Raw genomic sequence first — 24,909 nt, 5'->3', positions numbered from 1 at the left:
CACAGTCAGGGTGCGAGATCAGGCGCCCTTGCGCAGCAGTTCGGTGATCTGCTGCCCGAGCAAGGGATGCATCTGGCCGACCGACGGGAACCCCAGGTCGCCGGCCAGTTTCACCGCGTGCAGGTCCACCGTCGCCTCGACCAGATCGGCCAGGTCACCGGCCGAGGCGCGGGCGCGGCGCCAGGCGACGAACCCGACCGTCACGGCGACGCACGCCACCGGCGCGCGATGCACCTCAAAGCTCCGGCAGACCGCCATGACGATCTCCAGCCCGTGCTGACCCACCCGGTCAGGGTCGGCGGCTCGGGCGATCGGCAGGCGCGGCTCGCTGTCCCACACAGTTACCTCGACGGCGCCGTCCCTGACCTCGGTCCGACGGATTTCCGCGGTGACGTCGGCCTGGACGTCCTACCGTTATGAGGGCCGCCCGCCGAACTGCCAGTTGTGCACCTCGATGTCGGCGTACCGGTCCGGGGTCAGGATGGCGCGTGCCGCCTCCGGGTTCGGCGCCCGGAGCAACGCCGCCGTGCCCAGCCAGGTGGTGCCGTCGTCGGACAGCAGCGGCCCGTAGGCGATCAGCTCGTCGCGGTCGGACGGCACCGCGAGGTCGGCGGCCTGCCCTGTGCCGAGGCCGAGCACCAGATACCGGTTGCCGCCGGTCCGGCCGCCGGGGAAGTCCCACATGGTGCGCCCCAGCGTGTTGCGCCACCGTCGCAGCAGCACGTCCCGGTAGGCGCCGGCCTGGTAGTTCGGCTCGTCGAAGGCGAAGGCGCGGGCAGCGGCGGGATCGGGCAGGTCGACGATGTGCACGCTTCCGGTGGGTGTGTCGCCGTCGTCGGCGAGGGTCGGGCCCCGGGCGATTATCTCTTTCGCGTACCGGTCCATGTAGGACCAATGATCTTCCAGCAGCTCGTCGCGCAGCGGCAGGGAGCCGGGTCGGTCGCGGTGGTAGCAGAGGAACTCCATGCCCATAGGGTCTCTTCAAGGAGGTGACCAGGGCGAGCGGGTTTCACCGCGATGACTGCTCTGCAACCTCACCCGGAAGCACGCGTGCCGACTTCGCCTAGCGGATGGCCGTCTTCTCGTCGATGCCGAAGACGAGGGACAGGACGAAGTCGACGCCGCCGCAACGGTCGTCGCGGCCCTGCTCGCGGAGAACACGGCGGGCTGGCATGGCGAGGTGTCGTGATCAATCCTCGTGGCGTCGGCGGGCGAGATGGACGGTGATGTCGGCGGCCATCTCGACTCTGTCCGGCAGTACCTGCATGATCTGGCCGAATGCCTGCTCTCGCTCCGCCGCCGGCAAGACGAGATAAGCCGAGATGGTGGAGAGATGACCGACGTAGTCGCGAGCGCTCATCGTCAGGCGCCGTTCGATCACGGACTGCTGAACGCCGGTGAACCACTCGGACCGTTGCAGCTCCGTACCCGGCCACTGCATCTCATGATCCGGAGGCGTCCCGTCAGGCGACGGAATCTCGTCACTCTCCAAGAATGGTGCTCGCGCCGCGCGGACGGCTTCCGCGACAGCCGGGTCGGCCAGTTGAAATGGCCCGCCCCATGAGGCGAATACGCCACCCGGTTCCAGCAGCGCGGCCATGCGCGACCACCGACCCTCCGGGTTCGTCCAATGCAGCGCTGCTGCCGCATAGACCAGCCCGTACCGTTCGCCCGGTCGCAAGTCCTCGAACGCGGCTTGCACCGTCCTGACGTTCGTCGGCACATGCTTGCGCAGCTCGGCGAGCATGGAGCCGTCAGGCTCGGTAGCGGTCACCATGACGCCCCGCTGAGCGAACAGGCGGGTTGCCTTGCCTGTGCCGGCGCCGATCTCGAGGGCGGTCCGAACCGGACGGCCCGCGTATGCCGTCACCATGTCGAACAGCTCCACGGGATACCCGGGCCGGAACCGTTCGTATGCTTCCGCCACCACTCCGAAACTCAGCGCGCGACCAGACATGCCCAGCATCCTCACATGAGTCGCGCCTACGGTGCTCGATCTTCGGCGGCATGCGGCGGCGAAGGTCGGCGCAGCAAGCCCGGCACCGGGCGCCACCACGAGCTGCCCGCACACCGGCTAAGGCCCCACAGCCACCGCGGCAAGCGGAAACACGGACACGTCTGAGCCCCCTGTGACCAGGGGGCTCAGACGTATCCGGTCGGCATCCCGCGGGGCAGGCGGTCCCTGCTCTCAGGACGGTGGCCTCGTCCAGGCCGGGTCGCGGGACGAGAGGCGGTGAGTGGTCACCGAGGCGACCGCTACGAGCAGCACGGCCAGGCTCAGGGTCAGCACGAGGTGGCCGTGCAGGACCAGCCGGGCTCCGACGAAGGCGCCGAGGAACATCGCCAGCACGGACAGAATCCGGCGGCCGGACCGCGGCGCCGTGCCGCCGGCCGGAGTGGAGTCCGCGGCCAGCCCCGTCAGGGTCAAGGTCAGTACGGTCGTGGTCAGATCCGGGACTCCAAGGCGCCGGGCCGCCGCGTTCTGCAGGCCCATGCCGAGCCCGAGGAGCACGATCAGCGTGTACTGGACCCCGGTGGTGATCCGGCCGTCGGTGACCGCGGCGGCAGCCACGGTGGCGGCGACCAGGACCGTCTGCACCGCGGTGGCCGTCTTCAGCAGGTTTCCGCGGTGCGTGGCGAACCGGGTGGCGAGCCTGCCCCCGGCGAGCGCGCCGATGAGGAACGCCGCCAGTGCGACCACCGAGGCGAGCGCCGACAGGTTCGCGGCGCCCGCCAGAGCGAACCCCAGGAACACCACGTTGCCCGTCATGTTGGCGACGAAGACGTGCCCGAGCGCGAGATAGCTCACCGCGTCGACCAGACCGGTGACCACCGTCAGCGTCAGCATCAGGGGAGGCAGCGGTCCGTGGCGGTCCTCGCCGCGAGGTGCGAGCGTGCGTACCGCGTCATTCAGCAGCCTGCGCATACCGCTTCCTTTCCGTTACGGCGGGCGGGCGGTGCAGTACGAGGCGGGTGAGCAGCCCGCTCACCGGGCCGGCCACGATCGCGGGGAGGACGACCCACAGCGGCCAGGGCGTGACGCCCAGCGCCTGGTCCAGTGACCACCGGCCGGGTCCGGTGAGGGCCAGCGCCGCGGAGACGACGACGAGGACCATCGGGTATTCGTAGCCGTCGTTCTGCACCCACAGGCCCTTGGGCCGTTTGACGGTGCCCGCGACCGTCATCACGCCCATGGCCGCCATCGCGGCCAGGGGCGTGAGCAGTCCGGCGGTCAGGAACAGGCCGGCACCGATCTGACTGGCTCCCGCGACGATCGCGGTCAGCCGACCACCGCGGAACCCGTCGTGACGGAACTCCTCGGTCCCGCCCGCCAAGCCGTGGCCTCCGAGCCGGAAGCTCACCTTCTGAACCCCGTGGCCGGTGATGAGAAGTCCCGCCACCAGCCGGAGGACCAGCAGTCCAGTGTTCATGTTCTCCTGCCTGTTCCTGACGTTCTGTTCCTGACGGGCTGTCCTTGACTGCGCCGCGAGGGAGCGGGGATCAGCCGGCGGCGTGGGCTCCGATGACGGCCTGTGCGTAGACCACGCCGAGTCCGTAGGTGCCGGCGTGCTCCTTCACCACGTCCATGACCGACATGTAGGTCTCACTGCGGGCCCAGTCGCGCTGGAGCTCCAGCAGCACCTGGACCCAGGTGACCGGGACCGCGCCGCCCTGGACCATGCGCTGGATGGCGTGTTCGTGGGCCTGCGGGGTGACGCCACCAGACGCGTCGGTGACCACGTAGACCTCGTAGCCCTGGGCGAGCGCGGACAGGACGGGCAGGACGATGCACACCTCGGTCCACAGACCGGCGAAGACGAGCTTCTTGCGGCCGGTCGCCTTGACGGCCTCGACGAAGTTGACGTCCTCCCAGACGTTCATCGTGGTCCGGTCGATGATCTTCTGGTCGGGGAAGACGCCGGGCAGCTGCGGCATGATCGGGCCGGAGAAGGACTCGGCGGCCACGGTGGACAGCAGGACCGGCACGTCGAACGCCTTGGCGGCCTTCGCCAGGCCGACGGTCGAGTTGATGATCGCGGTGCGGTCACCGCTGCCGGTGCCGAAGAACATCTGCGGCTGGTGGTCGATGAACAGCACCGCGCAGTTGTCCGGGGTGAGCAGGTCGGGGCTGGGGGCCGCGGTGACCTCGGAGATGTTGACCATGACAGTGGCCTTTCCCTGTGTTCGATCGCGGACGGGTGTCCGCCGTTGAGAGCAACCGCGCGGTGGGCGGCGCGAGTAGGGGTTGGTGTCCCGGGAGGGACGGCTCGTGACCGGGCCCCTCCCCCGGGAGATCAGAGGGAGAAGCAGGGATCGAAGAACGTGCCCGCTGTCTCCGAGGCCAGGCCGCGGCGGACGCGCCACTGACGGTGCTGCTCCGACTCGGCGACGGCCTGGCCGAGCAACTCGGCCTGACGGGCGCCCGTCAGGCCGGTGCCGGGCGTGGCCTGGTAGCCGCCGAAGTGCGCCACCGGGCTCCACTCGGGGATGATGGGCGGCAGTTCCTCGTCCAGGCCTTCGTACTCGGCGGCGGCGTAGACGATCCGGCCGCCGACGACCGTCAGCAGGGACTCGATGTGCGCGATGTCCGGCTCGGGCACGGTGAAGTAGTCCTCGGACAGGACGGCCAGGTCACCGAGGAAGCCCGGACGCAGGACCCCCTTGACGCCCTCCTCGCCGGTGAGTGCGGCCCCCGCCTCGGTGAACATCGCCAGCGCCGTGCGCCGGTCGACCCGGTTGTGCGGCGGGCGGATGACGAGGTCACCCACGGTGCGGCCGGTGATGAGCCAGTTCAGGGCGACCCACGGGTTGTAGGTGGAGACCCGGGTCGCGTCAGTGCCGGCACCGACCGTCAGGCCACGCTCCAGCATGGCGCGGATCGGAGGGGCGTCCGCGGCGGCGCCAGGACCGTAGCGGCGTACGAACGCCTCGCCCTGGAAGGAGAGCCGGTTCTGCACGGACATGGCGCCGCCGAGGGCGGCGATGCGGTCGAGGCTGTCCGCGGAGACGGTCTCCGCATGGTCGAACAGCCACCGGTTGCCGGCCGGGAAGAGCCCTTCCGCGGCGAGCTTCTCGAAGACCGCCAGGTTCCGGCGGATGGTCTCGTCATAGGTGGCGTGCAGCCGAAAACCCCAGCCGTGCTCCATGAGCAGGCGTACGGCCTTCTCGAACTCGGCCTCATAGTCGGCCAGTTCCGGGCGCGGCTGCGCGAAGTTCTCGAAATCCGCGGCCGCCCAGGTGAGGTTCTCGCCGGCGCCGTTGAGGCGCAGCCATTCGTCCCCGTCCTCAGGGCGGGCCATCTCTATCCAGCGGGTGAGGTCGTCGATCTCCTGACCGGCGGTCTGCGGGAAGAGATGGTAGGCGATGCGCAGCGAAAGCTGACCGGCCTTCGCCAGTTCGACGACCGTGCTGTAGTTGTCGGGAAAGTTCTGGAAGCCTCCGGCTGCGTCGATCGCCGACGTGAGACCGAACCTGTTCAGTTCCCGCAGGAAGTGACGCGTAGAGGTCTTCTTGTCCTCCCCCTGAAGCACCGGGGCCTTGGCCAGGGTCGAGTAGAGGATCAGGGCGCTGGGGGCGGCCAGCAGCATGCCCGTGGGCTCACCGTCCCGCCCCCGCACGATCTGCCCGGCTCTGGGGTCGGGGGTGTCCCGGGTGAGTCCTGCGGCCTTGAGTGCCGCCCGGTTGAGCACCGCCGACTGGTACAGGTGCAGGACGAACACCGGGGTATCGGGCGCGGCGGCGTTGAGTTCGGCGACGGTCGGCAACCGCCGCTCGGCGAACTGCTCGGCCGACCATCCGCCCACCACCCGTACCCACTGGCCCTTGGGGGTGCGGGCGGCCTGCTCGCGGAGCATGGCAAGGGCCTGGCGCAGGGTGGGGACACCGTCCCAGCGCAGCTCCAGTACGTAGTTGAGCCCGCCCCGGATGACATGCAGATGCGCGTCGTTGAGGCCGGGGACCATCCGGCGGCCGAGGGCGTCGACCACCTTCGTGGCCGGGCCGACATGGGGTGCGATGTCGTTGTCGTCGCCGACGACCGTGATGACACCGTCGCGGATGGCGATCGCCTCGGCGTGCGGGCGGACCGGGTCCGCGGTGTGGATCTTCGCGTTGCGGACGACCAGGTCCGCGGCGTTGTCGGTGGCGCGGGCGACCAGCCCTCCGACCGGCATCGTGGACACCTTGCGACAACCTCCTGCGGATTGAACGGCGTCGAATGCATCTGCACCGACTTCCATGTGCGTCGACAGCCGTGGGTGGGAAGCAACCAGGGATGCGCGATTACTGCGCCCAAGCTGAACCGATCCGCATTCCATACGAGCTTTCCGCGCGATGCGCAGGCCCTGAGCCGGTGCCCCTCGACTGCTGCGCCGCCAGGCTATTTCGAACCAAAGCGCCCGTGTGTCCTCGCAGTGCACTCGATGCGTTCCGACAGCGCACCGCCTGTCCGTGTACCGCGGCGCCCACTCCCGTGCCTCCAGAGGGCCGCACGGACGGACGCCGTACGGAGTTCGCCCGCGCGGCCATTCGCCTCGGCCCGGGACGGGATCCCTTCGTGGGGGTTTCGGTCACCGACGCGGCACCGTAACCACCGCTACCAGGCCGGCCATCAGCACACCGGCGAGAAGCGCGGGCGCCGGGGACCAGGCGGCCGCCAGGACGCCGACCGCTGCGACGGGGAACGGCATCCGCTCGGCCAGGCTCCTTTGGTGTGGCCGCAGGTGCACCACCCAGACCGTGATCAGGAAGACGGCCGCCGGAACAGTGACCGCGGCGCCGGCTGCGGTCGGCGAGGTGTGGGTGTGGCGCGTGACGTGATCGGCATACGCGGCCAGGCCGGCACCCTCGGCGGTCGCCGAGGCGAAGATCAGGTAGTGGCCGTAGGCCCAGGGGAATCTCCTGCGGTGGGCCTGGTGCGTCGTGGCGAGCAGGGTGTGCGCAGGCCGGGCGAAGTACAGCCACCACATGGCGTAGGCCATGAGCAGGCCGCCGGCCGCCAGCGCGGACAGCGAACCGGTGCCGTGGTGCCGGTCGAAGGCGCTGCGGACGGCGACGGTGGCGGCCGCGACGGACTCGCCGAGGACGATGAGGGTGAACAGTTCGTAGCGCTCGGCGATGTGGTGCGGATGCCAGGGCGTCATCCCGGCGGCCTGCGCCCACACGGGAACGCACATCTCGGCCACGATCATCACCGCGATGCCCGGAAGCCGCACCGGCACGGGAACGAAGAGCAGCCCCACCCAGCCGAGCTGGCATATCGTCACTCCTGCGGCGAAGCGCAGTGTGGTCCTTCGCCGGGCGGGATCGGACAGCGCGGCGCGCAGCCACAGTGCGGCCAACGCCGTCCGCAGCACGACGTACCCGAGCGTGATGACGTACAGATCCCCGTCCTCGAACGCGCGGCGCACTCCTGCGGCGAGGACGAGCGAGCCCGTGATCTGCACCAGCACCGTCAGCCGGTACGGGACATCGTCCGGGTCGTAGGCGGAGGCGAACCAGGTGAAGTTCATCCACGCCCACCAGATGGTGAAGAAGACCAGCGCGAAGCGCAGCGCACCACCCGCGAAGTTCCCTGCCGTCAGCGCCCCGTGCAGGCTCGTGGACGCCTGCGCCACCGCGACGACGAAACACAGGTCGAAGAAGAGTTCCAGCGAGGTGGCGGACCGGTGCGGCTCGCCGGGGTTGCGGCCCACCATGGTGCGCCACCGCCTGGCGCCCGGGTCTGTCTGCAGAGTCGGGGTGCGGTTCAGCGGAGGGCTCCCAGGGCCGCCTCGATGGTCCGGTGGAAGGTGGGATAGGTGTAGATCATGTGCTGGAGCCGCTCGACGGGTACCTCGGCGTGGACGGCCACGTTCAGCCCGTACAGCACCTCCCCGCCCGCCGGCCCCGCCGAGGTCGCGCCGATCAGCACGCCCCGGTCGGCGTCCTCGACGAGCTTGATGAACCCCTCGTTGCCCGGCCCGTGGATCCAGCCGCGTGTGGAGGAGGCGACGGTCACCACGCTGGTGCGCACGCGCAGTCCCCGTTCCCGCGCCTGGCGCTCCGTGAGCCCTACGGCCCCGATCTCCGGATCGGTGAACGTGACGCGGGACAGCGCCCGGTAGTCGGCGTCGGGTCCGGGCTGCCCGAGGATGTCTCGGACGGCGATCTCCGCCTGGTACAGCGACACATGCGTGAAGGCGCCCCGGCCGGTGACGTCGCCGACGGCCCACAGCCCCTCCGCCGCCCGCATCCGCCCGTCCGTGGGCACGGCTCCCGCTGACGGATCGAGCCCCACCGTGTCGATGGCCAGCGGGGTCAGGTCGGCGCGGCGTCCGGTGGCGACCAGGAGCCGTTCCGCAGTCAGCGGCTGCTCATCGCCTTCGAGGCGGACGGTGAACTCGACGCCGTCATGGCTGACCTGTCGCGCTCGGGTGCCTGTGCGAACGGTGACACCGTCCGCGCGCAGCGCCTGCGCGGCCAACTCCCCTGCTTCCGGCTCCTCCTGCGACAGCAGCCGCTCCTGCCCCTCGACCACGGTGACCGCACACCTGAAGCGGGCGAAGACCTGGGCGAGTTCGACGCCGATGGCGCCCCCGCCGAGCACCACCATGGTCGCCGGCAGTTCCTTGGCGGTCATGGCGTCCCGGTTGGTCCAGTAGGGCGTTCCTGCCAGACCCGGCACCGGAGGGATACGGGGCCGGGTACCGGTGGCCAGCACGACAGCGCGCCGGGCCTCGAACGTGCGGTCGCCGACCGTCACACGGCGCGGTCCGGCGAGGCGGCCTGCCCCTCGCACGAGCCGCCCGCCCTTGGCCGCGAAGCGGTCCGCGGCCACCCGGTCGTTCCAGTCATCCGTGGCCTCGTCGCGGATCCGTCCGGCGACCCTGGCCCAGTCCGGCGTCACCACCGCCTCACCGGCAAGGGCGGAAACACGGCCCGCCTCGGCGAGCAGGTTCCCGGCCCGGATCATCATCTTGCTGGGCACACAGGCCCAGTACGGACACTCGCCTCCGACGAGTTCTGCTTCGATGCCCACCACGTCCAGTCCCGCTTCGGCCAGCGTGCCGGCGACGTACTCGCCGCCCGGACCCAGCCCGACCACCACCACATCCGCCTGCTCGTTCGCACTCATGCCTCTCCTCGTTCCCCCGGCTCCGCGGGCATGGACTGTCCCGCTGACGCTAGAGCGGCGGCAGGACGACCCGAGTCCGCCAGTGCACGGAGGCTTGCCCGAGAGCGAACGGCCGGCACGAGCAGCGGGCTCAGTGCACTGGCGGACTCCACCACATGCACTGCCGGTCAAGCCGCCTCCCGGCCGAGCACCTAGCGTCACCGGGGTACGCACAACAGCACCGCAGGAGGCGGACCATGACCACCCACCCCACATCCGCCCACGGCAGTCAGCCCTGGCTGCACCAGAAGGGCGAGGTGATCCAGGAGTTCGGGACCGTCAAGCAGTTCCCGGTCGCCCTGTCCTACGAGGCGCGGATGTACTCCTGCCAGCGCCTGAACAAGGTCCTCGCGGACACGCAGATCCTCTACGGCCTCTACAAGAAGCACCACTGGCTGATGCGCGGCGCGACCTTCTACCAACTGCACCTGGTCCTGGACAAGCACGCCGGGGAACAGCTCGAAATCATCGACACCATCGCCGAGCGCGTCCAGTCGCTGGGCGGTGTCGCGGTGGGAGATCCCCGGCACGTCGCCGAGATCACGTCGATCCAGCGGCCCCCGGACGGGGTGGAGGAGGTGCCGGCCATGCTGTCCCGGCTGCTGGAAGCCCACGAGACCATCCTCATCGAGGCCCACGACGCCGCCGCCCGGACCGCCGAGTGCGGTGACGACGGCACCATCGACCTGCTGGTCTCCCAGGTGATCCGGACCGGCGAACGGCAGGCCTGGTTCCTGGCCGAGCACCTGGTCGACACACCCCTGGTGCGCGCCTGAGGAATCCCGCGGTCACGGTCCGCCGACCCGACGCATGTGACCGAGCACCTGGAGGGGCACGAGCCGGCGCACCCGCATGACGCACCGCCGTCCGCATCCGATGCAGCGCAGGTCGAAGACCGTCGCCTTCGCGCCAGACGGAGCCACGTCAAGGGCTGCTTGACCGGAAGCGGATGACGGATCTGCGGCAGGTGGAGGCCGTCGATGTCGTACGGGGGCAACTGCGCGGGCGGGTCACGGTCGGCACGATGCAGGGGCCATCGTCGCGGCAGCCGATTCGGCCCGAGGCGACCTGGGCGTCCGCTGGGAGACCGGTCCGCGCGCGGCTATGCCGCCGCCCTGCCGGCGATCGAGTCCAGGGCGGCGGTCACCGTCTTTCGCAACGACGCGGCGTCGGCACCGGCACGCGAGCGCAGGTTGACGCCATAGGCGAGCAGCGCCAGCACATCCGCGCAACCGCCGGGATCGGCGCCGGGCATGAGCTGCCCCTGGCGTTCGGCGGTCACAAGGGCCGCGTACAGCGCCTCGCGCAGCTCTTGGTGGTGCTGGTCCAGGAGGGCTCGCACGTCCGGATCACTGTTCTCGGCCCCGGCGTAGGCGTTGGAGACCATGCAGCCCCATTGGGCGTACTCGCCCGAGCAGCGCGCGTCGATCAGGCCGGCGAAGAACTCGGAGACGGCCGGCAGACCGCGCGCGTCCTCGGCCAGGCGCCGGAACATCGGCTGGGACCGCTGCTCGAGGTAGCGGCGCAGCGCGGCGAGGTAGAGCTCCTGCTTGCCGCCGAACGTGGCATACAGGCTGGAGCGGTTCAGCCCGGTCGCGGTCACCACGTCCTGGATCCCGGTCGAGGCCACGCCCTGCCGCCAGAACAGCCGCACCACGGTCTCCAGGGCGGCGTCCGGGTCGAAGTGCTTGATGTCCGGCATGCTTCACCCCGCCATCCTGAAATGAGAATTCCAAGATACTCCCCGTTCACCACGCCGGAAAGGCGCTGCCGGGTGCAGCGCGGGACAGGCCGTCCACCTGCGCGAAGGCATCCGGATGCGTCCACGATCCACCCTTGGCGGCGCCGATCGACACAGTCACGCCCCCACCAGTCTCTGACCCTCGACACCTCCGCACGGCTGGCGCGGGGCCACGCGAGCCCTTATCTTGGAACGACCATTTCAGGTTCTGCCCCGCTCCAGCCGTCAGCCAGGAGGACCGAGCGTCATGACCACCCTGAACGCGGAACTGCGCACCTTCTACGAAGCACGTCAGCAGCAGATCCCGGCCGAAATCCGGGACATCATGCGCCGGGCCGCCCAGGAACTAGCCGACTCCGGCCAGGCCGACCGCGCCCTGACCGTCGGCGCGCAGGCCCCACGCTTCAACCTCCCCACCGCGACCGGGCAGACCCTGGCCCTGGACGACCTGCTCACCGACGGCCCGGTCGTGTTGACCTTCTATCGCGGTGCCTGGTGCCCGTACTGCAACATCGCCCTGCGCTCCCTCCAGCAGCATCACGAGGCCATCACCGCGCGTGGCGCCCGCCTGGTGGCCGTCTCCCCGCAGATCCCCGACGAGTCCCTCACCCTCAAGGAGAAGCACGACCTCGCGTTCGACGTCCTCAGCGACATCGGCTCCGACACCGCCAAGCAGTACGGCCTCGCCTTCGACCTCCCCGACGACCTCGCCGCCGTCTACGACAAGCTCGGCTTCGACCTCCAGCGCGTCAACGACGGCCACCCGCGCACCCTCCCGCTGCCCGCCACCTACGTCATCGACCGCGACGGCGTCATCCGCTGGGCCTACGTCACCACCGACTACACCACCCGCGCCGAACCGGCCGACATCCTGGCCGCTCTCGACCGGCTGACCTGAGCGGCAGCAGCCGGCCGATGCGGTGCGCACTCGGAGGCACGCCGCCGCATCGGCCCGGCCGACCTGAGGAGCAGCAGGCGGCTGGTGGATCCGCCCGGTCAGCTCACCACCAGCCGCCGCAGCCACTGGAGTCGCAGGCACGCATGTAGACGCCGTAGGCCCCCTTGTATGTGTACTGCTTCCCGAACTTCATCTTCTTCTGCTCGCGCCGGCCGGACTCCCACTTGATGAGCATCTGGGCCCACACGCCGTCGTCGCTCTTCCACCAGCGGAACTTGCCGTTGTAGCCGCCGTGCCCGTCGCACTTCCAGTTCTTCTCCACGCCGATGTTCCGGCCCTTGGGCGACCACAGTTCCCCCACGCCGTGGCCGGACTTGCACGCCGCCGCCGTGGTGTCGACGGTCGCCGCGTGGGCCACCGGGCCGGCGAGCACACCGAGAGTGAGGGTGGCGATGCCGGTGAGGACGCCGAAGCGCGTGCCGATCGTCCGCATGTCAGTACTCCGATCCTGAGTGAGGCGGTTCACGTCCGCCGACGGCCGTGCCACCGAACGGACACCACGAGGGTGCGCGGTGGGCGCGGCCACCGGCGAGGGTGCGCCCCGCAGTTGACGACACGACGGGACGGGACATCCTCCGACCAGCGGAGACGGCGCTCGGGATGACGCGTTCGAGGGAAGCTTCGCCGCTCCCGGCGAGGTACCTCGCGCGTCCGGTTCCCAACGGCTTCGCCTCACATCACTGCCTCGGCGGTCTTCCGGGGCTTACGGCACGGCCACCAGGCCCCCGGTCCAGCGGATCAAACCGCTCCCCGGTCGATCCGCAGTCCGGCAAGTGCCTCGACGCGAGGCCCAGTTCGGCCAACGGCACCCGCCTGCAGCTCTGGTCGTGCACCGGAGCGGCCAACCAGAGCTGGACCCTGCCCTCCTGAACGCTTTCAGGCACCGGTGTGCATGTAGGCCGCCCACAGGGACGGAGCGGCGCGGTAGGCGTCGCGGGCGGCGCGGAGCGAACGGTGCAGCGCGAGCGCCGCGTGGGAGGGATACGCCGCACCGTCGCCCGCCGGTTCGGCCGAGCCGTAGAAGCCGGCCGCGAGATGCGCCGCGAAGGCGTCGTTGACCGGCCACAGGGTCCCGATCACCTCCGGGAAGCCGGCCAGCTGGAAGGCGCTGGTGATGTGGATCGCCTCGTCGGCCAGCCGTACGGCGTTCCGTGCGGTGTCGCACGCCGACAGGAAGGCCAGACGTGAGCCGCTCAGGTCCATCCGGGAGATGTCCTGAACGGTCAGCGGATTGTCCGCGTGGTCGTGGAGCAGCAGCCTGCTGAGCGACGGGTCGGCCGCTTCGCTGACGGCGTGGCAGGCGAAGTGCACGCTGCGGTGCCGGGCCATCGCCGCCCGCACGGCCGCCGAGGTCGCCTCCGCTCCGCTGAGCACGGTCGGCCGCTGGGCGCGCAGGCACTCGACTTCGCGGTGCGCACCCGGCAACGGGCGCGCACCGGGCGTACGGGGCATGGCGACGACGAGAAGCCCGTCCTCGGCAGGCGGGGCCCCGGTCCGGCCGCGGGCATGGATCAGCGCACGGATGGTGGGCGTGTAGGAGGACGCCACCCGGTCGAGGGCGGTACGGGGACGGCCGCCGTCGTCGCCGGCGGCGTCGTGGTGCCCGGCAGCGTGCAGCGGGAGGAACGTGAGCTGTCCGGTCGGCGACCACCAGACCCTGGGCGGCGCGCCGCCGTCCGGGCCGCCCGTTCCCGGGTCGAGGAGCCCGAGGTCTTCGAGCCGGTCCAGCACCGGTTCGGTGACGGTTTCCCAGAGCCAGCCCAGGACGTTGTGGACGGTCCGCTGGGCGGCTCGCTCGTCCGTTCCCGGGGCGGTCCCGTCGGCTACTGCCTGATCGAGCCGTTTCACCTGCTCGTCGACCGCCCGCGGGGTGAGGCGGGGCAGGGGGAGCGTATCGACGCCGTTCGGGGTGACGAGCAACGCGTCGGAGCGGTACGCGCTGACGTTGACGACCACGATCGGTCCCTCGGTGGCGGCCTGGAGCAGCGCCCCGGCGTCCGGTGAGCCGAGGAAGTTCCCGAAGCCGGGCAGCGTGCGGATGCGGCCGAGCAGGTCTTCCCAGGCACCCGTCGCCTCCCGGGACGCCGACGCGGCTGCGGTCGCTCCGCCCGGACGCGCGGTGGTGTCCTCGGAGGCGTCGCTGTCCTGCAGTTCCGCGGTCAGCCGGGCGAACTGCGCGGCGAGGTCCGGGTGCTGCTCGCGCAGTGCCGCCAGATCGCCGCTGCCGTCGATCGTCTGGGCGAACAGCACCCCGCGTCCCTGTTCGAGGATGCGCAACGCCCCCAGCGGATCGCCCGTCGTCAGAGCGCACGCCGCCGCGTCGGCGGCCAGGCCCATGTGCCGGGACAGCCCGTACTCCTGGTCCTGCCGGGCCAGAGAACGCGGGGCGACCATCGGAAGCAGACCCACGGCGAGCGCGAAGGCGTTGTGGGCCTCGGCCCACCGGCCGTCGGCGGCCAGCAACGCCCCCCAGTGCCGGGCGTCCTCGACCCGCTCCAGGGGCGGCGAGGCAACGGTCAGCGCGGCCTCCCGGTACGCCTCCCGGGCTTCCTCCCGAGCCGCGTCGTCTCCGTGGGCATCGGCCTTCCTGCGCAGCGCGAACGCCAGGTTGCTCAGCCGTGAGGCCCGCGCCCGCCGGCCCTCCGGTACCTCGGCCGCCGCCTGCCGCAGGAGGGCCACCGCCTCGTCGAAGTCCGCCGGGTTCCCCGTCAGTTCCGAGCGCAGCCGCAGGGCCACGGCCAGGTTGTTGCGGTAACTGCCCAGGTAGGCGTCATGAGTGTGACCGGTGTCCCGGACCAGGGCGACGGCCTGCCGGTAGAGGCCGATCGACTCGTCGAGGACGGCGGCGTCGCCCGTGCGCTGGAAGAGCATGCGCAGCGCGCCCGCCAGGCTCTCGAGTGTGCTGGCCCGTTCCGCGTGCCGTTCGGGGGTGATGTCGACGGCCTGGCGGTACAGGCCGACCGCCTCGACGAGTGGCTCCGTCGTGTCGGCGCGCTGGGCGATGTCCGCGAGGATCCCGGCGAGCATCGTCATGCGGTGTGCCCGGTCGTCGTGGCCGGGCGGGGTGAGGTCCAGTGCCTCGCGGGTGACGTTCATGGCCTCGATCAGCGCCCCCGAGTCGCCCGTGCTCTCGTAGCGGGCCGCGAGCGCGTAGCCGAACTGCATCAACGCGCTGGTGCGTTTGGGGCTGTCCGGCGGGAGCGCGGCGAGGACCTCCCGGTGCAGCGCCAGTGACTCCTGGAGGACTTCCGGCCGGCGGGTGTAGCGGAACCAGGCGCGCAGGATGTGCGCGAGGGCACCCTGGGTGGCCACCCAGGCCGGGGTTCCCCGCTCCAGGAGACCGGCGGCCTCGCGGGCCAGGCCGACGGCTTCCTCCACCAGCTCCGGTGCGGGGCCCCGGTAGTGGTCCTGGGCCAGCAGGTCGACGGCGAGATTGGTCCGCACGAGCGCATGGATCTCCTGACCGGGCGGCGCGCTCGCCACCGCCTGCCGGCGCAGGGTGATCACCTCCTCGAGGAGCGCCGGGTCGGCGTGGCGCTCGAATTGGGTCTTGAGCGCTGCCGCGAGGTTGGTGAGCAGCCCGATCCGCTCGGCGGAGTTTCCGGGTGCTTCGCGCAGCGCCCGGCGCAGCACCGCGACGGCCTCGTCCAGGTCTGCCTGGCGTCCGGTGTTCTCGGCGAGGTGGAACAGGGCCAGGCTCAGCGTGCCGAGCGCGGCACAGCGGCGCGCGCCGTCGTCGGGTGCGGCCTCTACAGCGGCGCGCCCGGCCTCCACCGCCCGCCGCAGGGCCGCAACCTCTCCATTGATCTCGTACCGCAGGTGGCAGGCTTTGCTCAGACCCGACAGCGCGGCCCAGCGGTTGGGGTCCGAGGCGGAGACGGTGGCGACGGCCTCGTCGAAGAGTTCGACGGCCTCGTCGAGGACGGCGAGGTCATGGGTCCGTTCGGCGGTGTCCGTCAGCGCGTCGGCCGTGATGGCCAGTACGGTCGCGCGCAGCGGTTCGTCGCGGGGGGTGAGGGCCACCGCCTTGCGGCCCGTCACGACCAGCAGACGCAGGTCTTCCGGACCGGGCGAGAGCCGGTAACGGGTGTGGAGCGCCATCAGAAGATTGCGCCGGTACTCTTCCTCGTCGGGCATCCCGCTCCGCTCGACGGCGGTGAAGAGCAGGTTGTCGATGGCGCAGTCCAGGTAGACGGGATCGCCGGTCTCGAAGTACTTCTCCAGCAGTTCGACGGCGAAGGCGTTCCACTCGGCCGCGCTCGCGCCGACTTGTTCGACGTGTTCGCGTACGACGTCGGGCACGACGCCCGGGTGGGTCACCGTGAGCGGCAGCAGATGCAGGGCGGCGATGCGCAGCTCCCGCATGGCGTCGACGCCGAACGGCAGATGGGCGAAGCGCCAGAAACTCAGCATGCCGATCCAGTACGCGGCCTCCGGATCCTGACGCCCGTGCAGGAGCCAGACCAGGCGGTCCACTTCCTCGGATGCCTCCGGATCCAGGACCGCGGCCGGGTCACGGTCGGCCTGGCACCGCCGCACCCGCTCACGGACCTGGGCGACGAGGCGATCGCGCCGCCCAGTCCAGTCGGTCTGGTCACCGTCCGTCATGGTTGCTCCCCCTCAGGTGTCCTTCCGCAGCGACTTCGTGACCTGTTCGCCGACCGCGCGGGTCAGCCGCTGCGGGCACTCGAAGCCCAGGGCCCGCGCCAGTTCGGCTCCGTGGACGTCCACCACGGACTCGACCAGCAGGGCGAGCACCTCCGCGGCCGCCCTGCCGCGCCACCATCCCGCCACGCCGACCGCACCCGCGAGCAGCGACGCGGGCCACCACCACACGGCCAGTACGGCGTAACCGGCAGCCCACGCGATCAGCTGGGCCGCGGCGGAGAAGGCGACCCGCGCCCGGTGGAGGTCCAAGCGGACACCGTCCGGCAGGACCAGCCACAGGCGGGGCCAGGCCGACACGAGGTCGAGGTCGTACGTCTCATGGACGCGGGCTTCGGCGGCAGCCAGCCGGTCGCCGATCCAGGTCGGATGGCACGGCTCGCGCAGAGAGATCCGGTTGCGCGCGGCATACGCACGTTCCGCCTGGCGGATCAGCGTCCGCCGCCCGTCCGTTTCCGATCGTGCGGCTCGCGCCGCCGCCAGATGTGCGTCGTCGGCCGCTCGCGCCGCCGATCGGTACTTCGCCCGCCGGTGTCGGGTGAGCCGGGCGACCGGCCCGGTCGCGTCGGGGTCGCCCTCCATCAGCCACAGGCGTTCCACCAGGCCCCCGAGCCCGCGCGCCGTGACCGCCGCGCCCGCGGCGCAGGCCAGCACCATGAAGACCGTCAGCGTAACCACCGCGGGGCCGTGTCCGCCGATGCCCGCCGCCGTCGCCGCGAGCCGTCGGCGCGCCTCCGGGAGGTGGTACCAGGGGCGCTGTCCCAGTGCGGAGGCGAGAACGGCGACCGCCACGTACAGCAGACCCGGCAGCGCCAGTGTCGCGGCCCAGCGCTCGGCGAGTTTCCCGCCGAGCGACCCGAGCACGCCGGTGATCACGCGATCCGGTCGCGTCGCAGGGCCCGCCCCCACACCGCGCACACGGGAGGATCCTCCCGCTCGCCGCGGGGCAGTTCCACGCGCGGGCACCGGTCGGCGGGGCACACCAGGGCCTCCAGCACCGGATGCCCGCCCGCGGAGGCTCCCGGCAGCACGGAGAACACCGGGCCCCCGTCGGTGCGGTAGGCTCCCAGCCCGCCGACGTAACCGGCGCGCAGCAGCAGATCGTCGAGTAGGTCCAGCTCAGCCGCCGCGTCCCGGCCGCAGCGCACCATGTCGAGCACTCGCCCGGACACGGCGGCGAGCTGCGGATCGGTGGCCAGTGGTCCCGCGCCGTGCGCCAGCCGCGCGCACAGCTGCGCCAGACGCGCGTCGGACCCCTCGTCCCCGGACCGACCGTCACCGGTCACCGGCATACCCCCTGTCAGCCGTACCGGCGGGCGCCGGACGCGACCGCCAACACACGCCAATCTATCGCGATGGGCAACCCGGCGATCTCGCCGTCGCGCCGGGTGGTGCCCTTCGTCGGAACTTTCGACGACGAGTGTCCCGCCCTCGGTGGCCGAGCGGGCCGGTCCCGGGACCGCGTCCGCAAGGACGGGGGTTCCGGCCACGGCGGGTGGATCGGCTACGGGGTCGAGCGCTTGGTCGCGTCCGTAGGCGATCCGCGGAGGGTGGCCAGACGGCGGTGGTACTCCTCGTCGTCGATCTCGCCACGCGCGTACCGCTCGGCGAGGATCTGCTCGGGGCCGCTTCCCGGAGGCGTCTTCTGCCAGGAGCCGTGGCCTCCGCCGGGAGGGGTGGGGCGGGCCAGGGCCCGGAAGAGCAGGACACCGACTGTGATGATCAGCGCCCAGAACAGGAGCGTGCCGAGCGACATCACGAACCAGCCCCAGCCGTTCATGCCGTGGCCATACCAGAACATCATTTTCCGCCTCACCTTCCCAGGTAGTCCGGGTACGAGGCCCGTGGCGGCACATCTCTCCGCATCCATCGTCGCTCGCCGCCGGGCGTCGGCGCGACGGGCCGGACGGCCCTTCTCCAAGGGCCACCGAGCCCTGCTCGGCACGAGTCGGGCCGGCGGGCAAGACCCCTCCGGCGAAGGGCGATGACCACGACCGGCGCACCCCGCCCCTCCAGCGCCGTCCGTGGGCGGGCAGCCGACGAGATGCGCCCGCCGGTCGGACGCCTCCCGGATGTTGCCCGACTCCCCCTGTACGGCGGCGCCCGAGAGGGCCGGAATCGGAGCTCCCACCCATGTCACGCCCGATGTCACCGGGCTGTCCGTGGGACGGCCCGCCGACGGCAGACCGTTCGTGAGCCGCGCCCACGCCACCCGCCGGATGCGGTCCAACGGATTCGGCTCGTCGGGCATTCTTGGGGAGTATGCCGCGAGACGGTGAGGGGAACTGTGGTGGACGAAAGCGCGCGGGGTCCGCGTGAGGTGGGGACGTCCGGGATGTCTCCCCAGCTGCGGCTGGACGCACTGCTGGACGACCTGCAGCAGCAGGTCGCGCAGGTCCGGGCGGCCCGGGACCGGGTCCACACGCTGCTCGACGCGGTGCTGGCGGTCGGCTCCGACCTGGACCTGGAGGTGGTGCTGCACCGCATCGTGGAATCGGCGGTCACCCTGGTCGACGCCCGGTACGGGGCGCTCGGCGTGCTGGGCGAGGAAGGCACGATCAAGCAGTTCGTCACGGTCGGCATGGACGAGGAGGCCATCGCCCGGATCGGCCACTACCCGCGCGGCGAGGGCATCCTCGGGCTGCTCATCCGGCACCCGGAGCCGCTGCGCCTGGCGAACCTGGCGGAGCACCCGGCGTCCGCCGGCTTCCCGGCCGGGCACCCGCCGATGAGCAGTTTCCTCGGCGCCCCCGTCCGCGTGCGCGACCAGGTCTTCGGCAACCTGTACCTGACCAACAAGAAGAGCGGCGCACAGTTCGACGGCGACGACGAGGCGGTGCTGCGCACCCTCGCCGCGGCGGCAGGCGTGGCGATCGACAACGCCCGGCTGTACGACGACGCCCACCGCCGTCAGCGGTGGCTGGCGGCCAGCAACGAGCTGACCCGCAGCCTGCTGTCCGGCGCGGAGCCCGCCACCGTCCTGGAGTCCTTCACCGCCACCGTGCGGGAGATGGCCGGCGCGGACCTGGTCACCCTGGCGGTGCCGGTCGGCGACAAGGGCGAGTTGGTCATCGAGGCCGCCTCCGGCGCGCCGGCCGAAGAGGTGCGCGGGCTGTTGCTGCCCGCCACGGCACTGGCCGCGAAGGTCTACACGTCCGGGGAGACGATCACCAGCGAGGCCGTGAGCGCCGACCCGCGCGCCGAGGGCGGCAGCGCCTCGGTCGTGGAGCTCGGGCCGGCGTTCTTCGTACCGCTGGGCACCCGGGAGCACGTCCGCGGAGTGCTGCAGGTCGCGAACCTACCCGGCGGCGCCCCCTTCACGGACGCCGTCGTCGACATGGTCACCGGGTTCGGCAACCAGGCCGCCCTGGCACTCGACGTGGCTGAGCACCGACGGGACACCGAGCGCATGGTCGTCCTCAACGACCGCGACAGGATCGCCCGGGACCTGCACGACCTGGTCATCCAGCGGTTGTTCGCGGGCGCACTGTCCCTGCAGTCCACGCTGGGCCGGGTCTCCGACCGGCCGCAGGTGAGCGAACGGATCCAGCGGGTCGTGGACGACCTGGACGACACCATCAAGATCATCCGCTCCACCGTCTACGCCCTGCGCGAGCACGATCAGTCGCGTCGTGGCAGCGGGCTGCGCGCTCAGCTTGTCGCGGCCACCGAACGGGCCGCCGAGGCGCTCGGCTTCGCCCCCGCGCTGCGTATGACCGGGCTGCTGGACACGGCCGTGTCCGCCGGCCAGGCCGAGCAACTGCTGGCCGTGCTCGGCGAGGCCCTGTCGAACGCCGCCCGGCACGCGCACGCCGGCACCGTCGACGTCACCGTGGAGGTCACCGACACCGAGCTGAAGCTGCGGGTGGCCGACGACGGCCGCGGAATCGACCCGGCGGCCGGCCGCCGCAGCGGCTTGGCCAACCTGCGCAAGCGCGCGGAGGAGTTGGGCGGCAGCTTCAGCGTCTCCGCGAACCGACCGAGCGGCACCGTCGTCGCGTGGGTCGTCCCGCTGTCCTCAACAGACTGACGCCTGTCCGGGCGTGCCTCTCGCGCAGGAATCGTGCGCACCGCATGCCCCGGCCTCCCTGTCGGGGGGCGGCCGGCGCGTCTGAGACGGAAGACGGCTGTCAGCCGTCCCACGTCCAGTCGGCGACCTCGGGCAGGTCCATGCCGTGCTCCCGGATCCAGACGTGGTGGCGCTGCCGGGCGTCCTCCATGCGCTGACGTACGGCCGCCGCGCGGACCGCCAGGCCGGGGACACGGTCGATGACGTCCATGACCAGGCGGTAACGGTCGAGGTCGTTGCGGACCACCATGTCGAACGGCGTGGTCGTGGTACCGATCTCCTTGTAGCCGCGCACGTGCAGGTTGCGATGTCCGGTACGGCGGTAGGCCAGGCGGTGGATCAGCCACGGGTAGCCGTGATAGGCGAAGATCACCGGCTTGTCGGCGGTGAACAGGCCGTCGTACTCGAAGTCGTTCATCCCGTGCGGGTGTTCCTCGCCCGGCAGCAGCCGGGCGATGTCGACGACGTTGACCACCCGCACGGCCAGATCGGGCAGGTGCCGGCGCAGCAACTGCGCGGCGGCCAGCACCTCCTGGGTCGGCACGTCGCCCGCGCAGGCCAGCACCACGTCCGGTGCGCGGGAACCGTCCTCCGTGCCCGCCCACTCCCAGATGCCGGCGCCTCGCGCGCAGTGGACCCTGGCGTCCTCCATCGACAGCCAGTCGAAGCAGGGCTGCTTGCCCGCCACGATCACGTTGACGTAGTCCTTGCTGCGCAGAGCATGATCGGCCACGGACAGCAGCGTGTTGGCGTCCGGCGGCAGGTAGACCCGTACCGCTTCGGGGCTCTTGTTGAGGATGTGGTCGACGAAGCCGGGGTCCTGGTGGGAGAAGCCGTTGTGGTCCTGGCGCCACACGTGCGAGGTCAGCAGGTAGTTGAGGGAGGCGATCGGGGCGCGCCAGGGCAGGCGGCGGGTGGTGCGCAGCCATTTGACGTGCTGGTTGACCATCGAGTCGACGATGTGGACGAACGCCTCGTAGCAGGAGAACAGGCCGTGCCGGCCGGTGAGGAGATAACCCTCCAGCCAGCCCTGGCAGGTGTGTTCGGACAGGATCTCCATCACCCGGCCGTGCCGGTCGAGGTGCTCGTCCACCTCGAGCATCTGTGCCTGCCAGGCCTTGCCGCTGGCCGCGTAGACCGCCTGGAGCCGGTTGGACGCGGTCTCGTCGGGGCCGACGAGGCGGAAGTCGCGCCGCTCGCTCGTGGCGTGCATGACGTCCTGGAGCATGTCGCCGAGGACGCGGGTGGGTTCGTGCATCGTCGCACCGGGCTTGTCGACCTCGACGGCGTACCTCTCCAAGGGCGGCAGGGGCAGCTCGCGCAGCAGCAGACCGCCGTTGGCATGGGGGGTGGCGCCCAGTCGGCGCGTGCCCTCGGGGATGCAGGCGAGCACGTCGGGGCGCGGGGCGCCGTGCTCGTCGAACAGCTCCTCCGGCCGGTAGGAGCGCATCCACTGCTCCAGTTGCCGCAGGTGCTCGGGGTTGTCTCGTACGGCGGCCAGCGGGACCTGGTGGGAGCGCCAGGTGCCCTCCACGGGCAGGCCGTCGACCTCGGCCGGGCCGGTCCAGCCCTTGGGGGTGCGCAGCACGATCATCGGCCAGTGCGGCCGGTCCGCGACGCGATCCTCACGGGCACTGCTCTGGATGAACGCGATGCGCTCCAGTGCGTCGTCCATCGCGGCGGCCATCGCCCGGTGAACGGCCATCGGGTCGTCGCCGGTGACGTGAAGGGGGGCGTGTCCGTAGCCGCGCAGCAGTTCGTCGAGTTCCTGCTCGGGCAGGCGGGACAGCACGGTCGGGTTGGCGATCTTGTAGCCGTTGAGGTGCAGGATCGGCAGGACCGCGCCGTCGTGCACCGGGTCGAGGAACTTGTTGGAGTGCCAGGAGGCGGCCAGCGGCCCGGTCTCCGCCTCGCCGTCACCGATCACGCAGGCGACCAGCAGGTCCGGGTTGTCGAGGGCGGCACCGTAGGCGTGGGAGAGCGAGTAGCCGAGTTCGCCGCCCTCGTGGAGCGAGCCCGGCGTCTCCGGCGCGACGTGGCTCGGCACCCCGCCGGGGAAGGAGAACTGCCTGAACAGCCGGGCCATGCCGGCCGCGTCCCGCGTGATGTCCGGGTAGGTCTCGGTGTACGAGCCCTCCAGCCAGGAGTTGGCCAGCACCGCCGGACCGCCGTGACCGGGCCCCCAGATGCACAGGGCGTCCAGGCCGCGCGCCTTGATGACGCGGTTGAGGTGGGTGTGCACCAGGTTCAGGCCGGGCGACGTACCCCAGTGGCCCAGCAGGCGCGGTTTGACGTGCTCGGGGCGCAGCGGCTCGGTCAGCAGAGGGTTGGCCATCAGGTAGATCTGGCCGACGGACAGATAGTTCGCGGCGCGCCAGTGGGCGTCCAGTGACCTCAGCTCGTCCTGCTCCAGGTGAGCGGGCGTCTGCTGCGTGTCGACGGGCATCGGGGATCCTTTCCGAGTCGGGGCAGGGGTCCGGGTGCCATACGTGCCGGTATGTACGCCCCACCCTCTGCCGCCGCGCCGGGTACCCGACAGGGCCGTTCGGGCCACACCTGCCGCAGAGAACCGAATGGAGCACCTTCGGCAGGGGCCGGAGCCTTCGTCCGAGCAGGTCGGGCTCGCCGGGATCGGGCAGCAGCAGGAGCCGCAGTGGTGGGTGGTCCCCGTATGCCCTCCACCTTCGGTCGTCGCAGGACGCATGACGAGGGCCGTCCGTCCCCCACCGCGGACCGGACGACCCGGGCCCGGGGCCGCGCCTCGGATGCCGGTCGGCCCGCCCTCCCACGCGGGCGGCGAGTCGCGGCGTACGGCCGCGCGCAGAAGTTGAACAGGCCGTCCAGCAGTTCGGGTTGCTCGGCGAACATGGTGCCGTAGAAACGTGTGGTGATTTCGTCCAGGGCGCCGCCGACGGCGGGCAGGGTGGCGCGAACGACAGCGGCCGACTCGGGCGAAAGCATGGGACTCCCTTGAGATGCGGATGGGCAGAGAGACGGCGTCCACCGTCACGGCCGGGATCCGTCGTGCCGGTCCGACCGGCACATCGATCATCCGGTGCAGCCGTCACCCGTGATAGGGCCGAACCGCCCTGTGCGACCGGGCCCGTCGGTCCGGTCCCTGTGCGAGGCGTGAGCCAGTCACAGGCGAACGGGCCCGGTGTGCCCCTTGGAGGGCGGCCGGGCCCGGCGTTTCGAAGCTTTCGAACGGGTCACCCCCGACGGGAGGAGCAGACCCGGACCGCCGACGCGTTCTCGACTGCGGTCGGGCCGAGTGGCCCCGAAGCTGCCGCCGGCCGCAGCTCGCGGATCCGGGCGAGCCGGGCGGGTTCGGCAGGCTTCCGGCGCAGGAGCTCGCGGTGGACGTTCAGGTCGGTGTCGGTTCCGCCGGCTCTCTCACTCATGGGGCACGACGGCCAGCGGGCAGCCGACGTGGTGGACGGCGGCATGGGTGACGGGGCCGATGCGGGCAACCGTCGGCCGCTCGGCCAGGCGGCGGCCGACGACGAGAAGGCTCGCCGCGGAGGCGGCCCGGACCAGAGCGGTGGAAGCCTTGCCCTCCACAACGGTCTCCAGGACCTCGGTCCCGGGGTACTTGTCACGCCACACCGTCAGCACGGCGGACAGGAACCCCTGCCACTCCTCGGCCCGCGCGGGATCGTTGACCAGACCGATGTCTCCGGGGCCGAGGCCGATCGCGGAGGGCGGCTGCCAGGCGTACACGACGCGCAGCCGGGCCTGCCGCGACCGGGCTTCCGCGAACGCGAACTCGATCACCTCGTCGCAGGCATCGGTGAGGTCGATGCCGAGCACCACGTCGCGGTATCCGGTGCGGGTGGACGGGCTGCCGTCGTCCGCCGGGAAGTGCTCGTCCCCGGCCTCCTCCCCTGTCCGTACGAGGATCACGGGACGGGTGGCCCCCGCGACCACTCCTCGGGCGACGGAGCCGACGAGCAGTCCGGTGAAGCCGCTCAGGCCGCGCGAACCCAGGACCAGCAGTTCGGCCCGTTCGGCGGCCTTCAGCAAGGCCGCGGTCGCCGGGCCTTCGACCTGCTCGTCTGTGACGTGCACGCCGGGTACGGCGCTGCGGACGCGCTGCTTGGCCTGTTCTAGAACGCGGCGCGCCAGATGCCGCTGTGCGGGGTTCGCGGGCTCGCCGTCCGTCTGGCCGGGATGCCAGTTCCAGGCGTGCACCAGCAGCAGCGGTCGGTCATGACGCACGGCCTCGCGGGCGGCCCACTCGGCGGCGGCGAGGCTCTCGGCCGATCCGTCCACTCCGGCGATGACGGGCGACACCATGATGCGCACCTCCTGCGTTCGGTCTG

The 24,909-nt window shown here is 71.4% G+C and carries 20 protein-coding genes and 2 pseudogenes; 4 read left to right on the top strand and 18 right to left on the bottom strand.

Annotated features, from left to right (window positions below):
- Positions 1-18: 18 nt before the first annotated feature.
- The 9 genes and pseudogenes from ACZ4SW_RS33980 to ACZ4SW_RS33940 form a co-directional block, all read right to left on the bottom strand.
- Positions 19-369, bottom strand: a pseudogene (locus ACZ4SW_RS33980) (ATP-binding protein); the annotation flags it as partial.
- Between the two features lie 45 nt (positions 370-414).
- Entirely contained in the window at positions 415-966 is a 552-nt protein-coding gene (locus ACZ4SW_RS33975) for a YciI family protein (protein ID WP_468252928.1), read from the bottom strand.
- 223 nt (positions 967-1,189) lie between these two features.
- Complete coding sequence (locus ACZ4SW_RS33970; RefSeq protein WP_468252926.1) at positions 1,190-1,957, bottom strand: class I SAM-dependent methyltransferase; 768 nt, start codon at positions 1,955-1,957, stop codon at positions 1,190-1,192.
- Positions 1,958-2,188: 231 nt separating this feature from the next.
- Positions 2,189-2,926, bottom strand: coding sequence for a YoaK family protein (locus ACZ4SW_RS33965; protein WP_468252925.1), 738 nt, complete (start codon positions 2,924-2,926; stop codon positions 2,189-2,191).
- Entirely contained in the window at positions 2,907-3,431 is a 525-nt protein-coding gene (locus tag ACZ4SW_RS33960) for a DoxX family protein (RefSeq protein ID WP_468252924.1), read from the bottom strand. Before ACZ4SW_RS33960 ends, ACZ4SW_RS33965 begins: the two co-directional genes overlap by 20 nt.
- A 70-nt stretch (positions 3,432-3,501) precedes the next feature.
- Entirely contained in the window at positions 3,502-4,164 is a 663-nt protein-coding gene (locus tag ACZ4SW_RS33955; protein WP_468252922.1) for a hydrolase, read from the bottom strand.
- A gap of 131 nt (positions 4,165-4,295) precedes the next feature.
- Positions 4,296-6,173, bottom strand: coding sequence for an amidohydrolase (locus ACZ4SW_RS33950; protein WP_468252921.1), 1,878 nt, complete (start codon positions 6,171-6,173; stop codon positions 4,296-4,298).
- A gap of 396 nt (positions 6,174-6,569) precedes the next feature.
- Positions 6,570-7,697 (bottom strand): low temperature requirement protein A, encoded by a 1,128-nt coding sequence (locus ACZ4SW_RS33945; RefSeq protein WP_468252919.1) that lies wholly within the window; start codon positions 7,695-7,697, stop codon positions 6,570-6,572.
- Between the two features lie 50 nt (positions 7,698-7,747).
- On the bottom strand, positions 7,748-9,115 hold the full coding sequence (locus ACZ4SW_RS33940; RefSeq protein ID WP_468252917.1) for a dihydrolipoyl dehydrogenase family protein: 1,368 nt from the start codon (positions 9,113-9,115) through the stop codon (positions 7,748-7,750).
- Between the two features lie 236 nt (positions 9,116-9,351).
- On the opposite strand from ACZ4SW_RS33940, the gene ACZ4SW_RS33935 reads away from it, so the two are divergent.
- Positions 9,352-9,930, top strand: a complete 579-nt coding sequence (locus tag ACZ4SW_RS33935; protein WP_468252915.1) for a Dps family protein — start codon at positions 9,352-9,354, stop codon at positions 9,928-9,930.
- Between the two features lie 326 nt (positions 9,931-10,256).
- Here ACZ4SW_RS33935 and ACZ4SW_RS33930 read toward each other — a convergent pair whose 3' ends face one another.
- Positions 10,257-10,856, bottom strand: a complete 600-nt coding sequence (locus ACZ4SW_RS33930; protein WP_468252914.1) for a TetR/AcrR family transcriptional regulator — start codon at positions 10,854-10,856, stop codon at positions 10,257-10,259.
- Positions 10,857-11,142: 286 nt separating this feature from the next.
- On the opposite strand from ACZ4SW_RS33930, the gene ACZ4SW_RS33925 reads away from it, so the two are divergent.
- A complete protein-coding gene (locus tag ACZ4SW_RS33925; RefSeq protein ID WP_468252913.1) occupies positions 11,143-11,793 on the top strand; it encodes a peroxiredoxin-like family protein in 651 nt (216 codons plus the stop codon).
- Between the two features lie 103 nt (positions 11,794-11,896).
- Here ACZ4SW_RS33925 and ACZ4SW_RS33920 read toward each other — a convergent pair whose 3' ends face one another.
- Positions 11,897-12,286 (bottom strand): hypothetical protein, encoded by a 390-nt coding sequence (locus tag ACZ4SW_RS33920; RefSeq protein ID WP_468252911.1) that lies wholly within the window; start codon positions 12,284-12,286, stop codon positions 11,897-11,899.
- A 167-nt stretch (positions 12,287-12,453) separates the two neighbouring features.
- On the opposite strand from ACZ4SW_RS33920, the gene ACZ4SW_RS33915 reads away from it, so the two are divergent.
- Positions 12,454-12,723, top strand: a complete 270-nt coding sequence (locus ACZ4SW_RS33915) for an RICIN domain-containing protein (protein WP_468252910.1) — start codon at positions 12,454-12,456, stop codon at positions 12,721-12,723.
- 6 nt (positions 12,724-12,729) lie between these two features.
- On the opposite strand, the gene ACZ4SW_RS33910 is transcribed toward ACZ4SW_RS33915, so the two are convergent.
- The 4 genes from ACZ4SW_RS33910 to ACZ4SW_RS33895 form a co-directional block, all read right to left on the bottom strand.
- Positions 12,730-16,461, bottom strand: coding sequence for a CHAT domain-containing protein (locus ACZ4SW_RS33910; protein WP_468252909.1), 3,732 nt, complete (start codon positions 16,459-16,461; stop codon positions 12,730-12,732).
- A gap of 12 nt (positions 16,462-16,473) precedes the next feature.
- Entirely contained in the window at positions 16,474-17,394 is a 921-nt protein-coding gene (locus ACZ4SW_RS33905; protein WP_468252907.1) for a hypothetical protein, read from the bottom strand.
- On the bottom strand, positions 17,391-17,804 hold the full coding sequence (locus ACZ4SW_RS33900; RefSeq protein WP_468252906.1) for a hypothetical protein: 414 nt from the start codon (positions 17,802-17,804) through the stop codon (positions 17,391-17,393). Before ACZ4SW_RS33900 ends, ACZ4SW_RS33905 begins: the two co-directional genes overlap by 4 nt.
- A 218-nt stretch (positions 17,805-18,022) precedes the next feature.
- Complete coding sequence (locus ACZ4SW_RS33895; protein WP_468252904.1) at positions 18,023-18,322, bottom strand: SHOCT domain-containing protein; 300 nt, start codon at positions 18,320-18,322, stop codon at positions 18,023-18,025.
- Between the two features lie 531 nt (positions 18,323-18,853).
- Between ACZ4SW_RS33895 and ACZ4SW_RS33890 the strand changes: the two genes are divergently transcribed.
- The gene (locus ACZ4SW_RS33890; protein WP_468252902.1) at positions 18,854-20,548 is read left to right on the top strand and encodes a sensor histidine kinase; all 1,695 of its coding nucleotides are present in this window, start codon (positions 18,854-18,856) and stop codon (positions 20,546-20,548) included.
- 100 nt (positions 20,549-20,648) lie between these two features.
- Here the strand turns inward: ACZ4SW_RS33890 and ACZ4SW_RS33885 are convergent, their stop codons facing one another.
- The 3 genes and pseudogenes from ACZ4SW_RS33885 to ACZ4SW_RS33875 all read right to left on the bottom strand — a co-directional run bounded on the left by ACZ4SW_RS33885 (position 20,649) and on the right by ACZ4SW_RS33875 (position 24,883).
- The gene (locus tag ACZ4SW_RS33885) at positions 20,649-23,033 is read right to left on the bottom strand and encodes a phosphoketolase family protein (protein WP_468252901.1); all 2,385 of its coding nucleotides are present in this window, start codon (positions 23,031-23,033) and stop codon (positions 20,649-20,651) included.
- A 380-nt stretch (positions 23,034-23,413) separates the two neighbouring features.
- Positions 23,414-23,548 (bottom strand): annotated as a pseudogene (locus tag ACZ4SW_RS33880) (hemin transporter); the annotation flags it as partial.
- A 432-nt stretch (positions 23,549-23,980) separates the two neighbouring features.
- Positions 23,981-24,883 carry a universal stress protein gene (locus ACZ4SW_RS33875; protein ID WP_468252900.1) on the bottom strand — a complete coding sequence of 301 codons (903 nt, stop codon included), beginning with the start codon at positions 24,881-24,883 and terminating at the stop codon, positions 23,981-23,983.
- Between the last annotated feature and the right edge of the window lie 26 nt (positions 24,884-24,909).

The organism is Streptomyces sp. NPDC028331 (genome assembly GCF_055565775.1).
This window is presented reverse-complemented; position numbering and strand designations above follow the sequence as displayed.

Bases quoted from the DNA above. Each gene is read 5' to 3' on its own strand.
- ACZ4SW_RS33970 (WP_468252926.1), bottom strand. From the start codon at position 1,957: ATGTCTGGTCGCGCGCTGAGTTTCGGAGTGGTGGCGGAAGCATACGAA.
- ACZ4SW_RS33920 (WP_468252911.1), bottom strand. From the start codon at position 12,286: ATGCGGACGATCGGCACGCGCTTCGGCGTCCTCACCGGCATCGCCACC.
- ACZ4SW_RS33915 (WP_468252910.1), top strand. From the start codon at position 12,454: ATGACGCGTTCGAGGGAAGCTTCGCCGCTCCCGGCGAGGTACCTCGCG.
- ACZ4SW_RS33910 (WP_468252909.1), bottom strand. From the start codon at position 16,461: ATGACGGACGGTGACCAGACCGACTGGACTGGGCGGCGCGATCGCCTC.
- ACZ4SW_RS33890 (WP_468252902.1), top strand. From the start codon at position 18,854: ATGTCTCCCCAGCTGCGGCTGGACGCACTGCTGGACGACCTGCAGCAG.
- ACZ4SW_RS33945 (WP_468252919.1), bottom strand. From the start codon at position 7,697: ATGGTGGGCCGCAACCCCGGCGAGCCGCACCGGTCCGCCACCTCGCTG.
- ACZ4SW_RS33940 (WP_468252917.1), bottom strand. From the start codon at position 9,115: ATGAGTGCGAACGAGCAGGCGGATGTGGTGGTGGTCGGGCTGGGTCCG.
- ACZ4SW_RS33965 (WP_468252925.1), bottom strand. From the start codon at position 2,926: ATGCGCAGGCTGCTGAATGACGCGGTACGCACGCTCGCACCTCGCGGC.
- ACZ4SW_RS33875 (WP_468252900.1), bottom strand. From the start codon at position 24,883: ATGGTGTCGCCCGTCATCGCCGGAGTGGACGGATCGGCCGAGAGCCTC.
- ACZ4SW_RS33935 (WP_468252915.1), top strand. From the start codon at position 9,352: ATGACCACCCACCCCACATCCGCCCACGGCAGTCAGCCCTGGCTGCAC.
- ACZ4SW_RS33930 (WP_468252914.1), bottom strand. From the start codon at position 10,856: ATGCCGGACATCAAGCACTTCGACCCGGACGCCGCCCTGGAGACCGTG.
- ACZ4SW_RS33975 (WP_468252928.1), bottom strand. From the start codon at position 966: ATGGAGTTCCTCTGCTACCACCGCGACCGACCCGGCTCCCTGCCGCTG.
- ACZ4SW_RS33955 (WP_468252922.1), bottom strand. From the start codon at position 4,164: ATGGTCAACATCTCCGAGGTCACCGCGGCCCCCAGCCCCGACCTGCTC.
- ACZ4SW_RS33885 (WP_468252901.1), bottom strand. From the start codon at position 23,033: ATGCCCGTCGACACGCAGCAGACGCCCGCTCACCTGGAGCAGGACGAG.
- ACZ4SW_RS33925 (WP_468252913.1), top strand. From the start codon at position 11,143: ATGACCACCCTGAACGCGGAACTGCGCACCTTCTACGAAGCACGTCAG.
- ACZ4SW_RS33950 (WP_468252921.1), bottom strand. From the start codon at position 6,173: ATGCCGGTCGGAGGGCTGGTCGCCCGCGCCACCGACAACGCCGCGGAC.
- ACZ4SW_RS33960 (WP_468252924.1), bottom strand. From the start codon at position 3,431: ATGAACACTGGACTGCTGGTCCTCCGGCTGGTGGCGGGACTTCTCATC.
- ACZ4SW_RS33895 (WP_468252904.1), bottom strand. From the start codon at position 18,322: ATGATGTTCTGGTATGGCCACGGCATGAACGGCTGGGGCTGGTTCGTG.